Source organism: Neorhizobium sp. SHOUNA12A (genome assembly GCF_023006505.1).
Classification (GTDB): Bacteria; Pseudomonadota; Alphaproteobacteria; order Rhizobiales; family Rhizobiaceae; genus Neorhizobium.
Genome location: NZ_JALBGV010000172.1, coordinates 1 through 3,233 on the forward strand (window position 1 = coordinate 1; position 3,233 = coordinate 3,233).

At 64.5% G+C, this 3,233-nt stretch carries 4 protein-coding genes; all 4 read left to right on the forward strand.

From position 1 onward, the window contains the following. The coding region (locus MOV63_RS32165) for a VWA domain-containing protein (RefSeq protein WP_247039801.1) at positions 1–1,152 on the forward strand (1,152 nt) is incomplete at its 5' end. Further along, entirely contained in the window at positions 1,149–1,475 is a 327-nt protein-coding gene (locus MOV63_RS32170) for an XdhC family protein (protein ID WP_247039802.1), read from the forward strand. The genes MOV63_RS32165 and MOV63_RS32170, both read left to right, overlap by 4 nt. Further along, positions 1,475–2,170 (forward strand): XdhC family protein, encoded by a 696-nt coding sequence (locus MOV63_RS32175; RefSeq protein WP_247039803.1) that lies wholly within the window; start codon positions 1,475–1,477, stop codon positions 2,168–2,170. Before MOV63_RS32170 ends, MOV63_RS32175 begins: the two co-directional genes overlap by 1 nt. Positions 2,171–2,174: 4 nt before the next feature. Beyond that, positions 2,175–3,233, forward strand: a 1,059-nt coding sequence (locus MOV63_RS32180) for a molybdopterin-binding protein (protein ID WP_247039804.1), incomplete at its 3' end; no start/stop codon positions are given.

Sequence of the window (3,233 nt, forward strand, 5' to 3'; positions counted from 1 at the left end):
GGGCTGAAGACCGGGCCGGCCGCTGCCGCCGACGCGATTGCCGCGGTCGACGCGATCGGCATCGGTTCGCGCGAAGAGTTCCATGCGGCGCTGTCGGCCGTTTTCGTCAAGCGCCATGAGGACCAGCCGGTGTTTGACGAGGCGTTTCGCCTGTTCTGGCGCTCCCGCGATCTGGTCGGCAAGATGATCGCGATGATGTCGCCGAAGGCTGCCGATAATCGCGAAAGGGAAAAGCAGAAGGCCGGTGCGACACGCGTCAGCGAGGCGCTGACCGCCGACCAGCCGGAAACCCCGAACCGCAAGAAACCGCCGGAGATCGAAGTCGACTCCCGCTTCACGACCTCTGCCGGCGAAATCCTCAAGCGCATGGATTTCGCCCAGATGAGCGCGGCCGAACTGGCGGAAGCCCGGCGTGAACTGGTCAAGCTCGCTCTGCCGCTGGACAAGGTGGCGACACGCCGATTCCGGTCGTTCAATCATCCGCCCAGGATCGACCCGCGCGCCACCATGCGCCAGGCGATGAAGAGCGGCGGCGATCTTATTCTGCCGCGGTTTCGCGAGCGCAAGACCGCGCCGCCACCACTCGTGGTGCTTGCCGATATTTCCGGCTCGATGAGCCAGTACACCCGGATCTTCCTGCATTTTCTGCATGCGCTGACGGAAAAGCGCACCCGGGTGCATACCTTCCTGTTCGGCACTCGGCTGACCAACGTCACCCGCCAGATGCGCCGCCGTGATCCGGACGAAGCGCTGGCCGGCTGCACGGACGCGGTGCGCGACTGGTCGGGTGGCACGCGGATCGGTGCGACGCTTGCCGAATTCAATCGGCTCTGGTCGCGCCGCGTGCTGGGGCAGGGCGCTGTCGTGCTGTTGATCACCGACGGCCTCGAGCGGGAGGGTGTCGAGGAGCTGGCGCAGGAAATGGACAGGCTGCACCGGTCCTGCCGCCGTCTGATCTGGTTGAACCCGCTGTTGCGGTTCGATGGTTTCGAGGCACGGGCGCGTGGCGTGCGCGCCATGTTGCCGCATGTGGACGAGTTTCGTGCCGTCCACAATCTGCAATCGCTGGCCGATCTGGCGATTGCATTGTCGGATGACCATACAAAGACCGCGGACCCGCGGCGCTATTTGAACATGAGGAGGGTCGCATGACTGTTTCCGAAATTCTGGACCCGCTGCTGACCGCCGAGAGTTGGAAGCAGGCCGGCCGCGACGTGGCGATAGCAACGGTGATCGAGACGTGGGGCTCCGCGCCACGCCCGACAGGCAGCCATCTCGTCATCGACAGCGAAGGCAATTTCGAAGGCTCCGTCTCCGGCGGCTGCGTCGAAGGCGCTGTCATCACCGAAGCGCTCGACGTCATCGAGAGCGGCGCGGCGAAAATGCTGGAATTCGGCGTTGCCGACGAGACGGCCTGGCGGGTCGGTCTGTCCTGCGGCGGCCGGATCCGCGTTTATGTGGAAAGGCTCGGCTGATGCAGCTCGAAGCACTGATAAAGCTCAACGCCGCCCGGCGTTCCCGCAGGGCTGCCGTTGTCGTAACCGATCTCGCCAGCGATGAGGTTCGGGTCATCCTCGAAGGCGAAGCCACCTCCGGCCCGTTCGGCGAAGAGATAGCCAAGGCATTTCGCAGCGGCAAGGCAGGAACGGCGGAGATCGAAGGACAGTCGCTGTTCCTCAATGTTCACCTGCCGCCGCCGCGCATCGTGGTGATCGGCGCCGTGCATATCAGCCAGGCACTCGCGCGGCTGGCCCCGGTCGCCGGATATGACCTGACGATCATCGATCCGCGCACGGCTTTTGCGACCGAAGAACGTTTCGAGGGCGTCGATCTGATCGCCGACTGGCCTGAGGACGTGTTGAAGGACCGCCCGCTCGACGCCTATACGGCACTGGCGGCTGTTACCCATGATCCGAAAATCGACGATTTCCCGCTCTCCGAAGCGCTGCGGGTCGGGTGCTTTTATGTCGGCGCGCTCGGCAGCCGGAAAACCCATGCGAAGCGTGTCGAGCGATTGAAGGAAATGGGTCGCACCGACAACGAGATCGGTCGCATCGCCGCGCCGATCGGCCTCGATATCGGTGCCGCGAGCCCCGCGGAGATCGCGCTCGCCACGCTTGCCCAGATCGTCCAGGCGTTTCGCCGACGTGATCTCGTCACTGCCGGGTGACGCCATGAGATACGGGACGTTCGAACTCGACGAGGCGGAAGGCGTGGTACTGGCGCATAGTATCAGACTGTCCGCCGGCCGCATGTCGAAAGGGCACATGCTGTCGCAGGAGGACATCGCCCGGCTTTCGGAAGACGGCGTCGAATCCGTGGTCGCGGTGCGGCTCGATCCCGGCGACATGCTGGAGGACGACGCGGCCCAGGCGATTGCCGATGCGATTGCCCCGGACAATCTCCGTTTCTCGGAGGCGACCACCGGCCGCGTCAACATCTATGCCAAGGTGGATGGCCTTTTTGTCGCCGACAAGAGGATAGTCGACGCGCTGAACCGTATCGATCCGGCGATCACGCTCGCCTGCCTTGCCGACCATGTAGCGGTGCGTGCCGGCGACATGGTGGCGACCGTCAAGATCATCCCGCTTGCCGTTGGCGGTGCGAAAGTCGCTGAAGCCGTGGCGCTGGTGGTAGAATCAGTCGCCTTCGAGGTAAAAGCCTTCAGTCCCCGCGCGGTGACCCTGGTCGCCACCGAGCTTCCTTCGCTGAAAGTATCGGTCATGGATCGCACCGCCAAGCTGCTGGAGCAGAGGTTGATGCCATCCGGTAGCCGGATAATAAAAGAGATCCGCATTCCCCATTCCGCCGAACGCCTTACCGAGGTTCTTCAACAGCTTCGGCCGGAGGAAATTAATGAGCCGGCTATGATTATCGTCTTCGGAGCCTCGGCTGTGGCCGATCCCGACGACGTCATTCCCGCCGCCATCCGCCGCGCGGGCGGAGAGGTCGATCAGGTCGGCATGCCCGTCGACCCCGGCAATCTCTTGGTTCTCGGGCGGATCGGCAATGTCCCGGTGCTGGGTGCGCCGGGCTGCGCCCGCTCGCCGAAGGAAAACGGTTTCGACTGGGTCCTGAACCGGCTGATGGCCGGCGAGACGCCCACTTCCTTCGATATCACCGGCATGGGCGTCGGGGGGCTGCTGATGGAAATTCCGACCCGGCCGCGCCCGCGCGATGCCACGGCGGAAAAGGCGGCGAGCCTTTCGGTCGGCGCCCTGATGCTCGCGGCC

What these genes read in the sequence shown, in the direction of transcription:
- MOV63_RS32170 (WP_247039802.1), top strand. Translation starts at nt 1,149, where the DNA reads ATGACTGTTTCCGAAATTCTGGACCCGCTGCTGACCGCCGAGAGTTGG.
- MOV63_RS32175 (WP_247039803.1), top strand. Translation starts at nt 1,475, where the DNA reads ATGCAGCTCGAAGCACTGATAAAGCTCAACGCCGCCCGGCGTTCCCGC.